The organism is Pseudomonas tremae (assembly GCF_001401155.1).
In the GTDB taxonomy this organism is placed as follows: domain Bacteria; phylum Pseudomonadota; class Gammaproteobacteria; order Pseudomonadales; family Pseudomonadaceae; genus Aquipseudomonas; species Aquipseudomonas tremae.
Window position 1 is genome coordinate 1 of record NZ_LJRO01000247.1, and the last position, 624, is coordinate 624.

The window sequence follows — 624 nt, forward strand, 5'->3', positions numbered from 1 at the left end:
AGGCAGGAAAGAGTGCTAGCTGGCCATGGCAAGACGGTTGCGACCTTCGCGTTTAGCAACATACAGGGCGTTGTCGGCCCTGCGCAGCAGGCTGTCGGCGGTTTCTGCCGGCAGTAGTGTTGAGCATCCCAGGCTGACTGTCATGGTCAGGGCTGGGTCAAGCTCGCGAAACTCGAGGTTCCGCACGGCCTGACGCAGGCGTTCGCCGATCAGTTCAGCCGAACTGGCTCCGGTGTTGGAAAGAATCACCACGAACTCTTCACCGCCATAGCGGAACACACGATCGATATTGCGCAGTTGCGCTTTCAGGCTTTGCGCAACGGTTTTCAGTACATCATCGCCAGTATGATGGCCGTACTCATCGTTCACTTTCTTGAAATGATCGATATCCAGCATCAGCAATGAAAGCGGTTGCTTGTGACGACGCGATATCTCTATCTCGCGAGCCAGGCCCTGATCCATTGCGATACGGTTACCGGTACTGGTCAAAGGGTCGCGCAACGCCGTCTGTGTCGCAATGCGATACAGCAGGGCGTTCAGCAGCGGGTACACCAGACAGACCAGCAGCGATTCAAGGTCGCTCAGCTGCCGGGTATCAAATGGCTTGGCGCCTTGAAACTCCAG

The 624-nt window shown here is 56.6% G+C and carries 1 protein-coding gene; it reads right to left on the reverse strand.

The features are described from left to right. Positions 1–15: 15 nt before the first annotated feature. The coding region (locus ALO43_RS15695; protein WP_054997776.1) for a GGDEF domain-containing protein at positions 16–624 on the reverse strand (609 nt) is incomplete at its 5' end.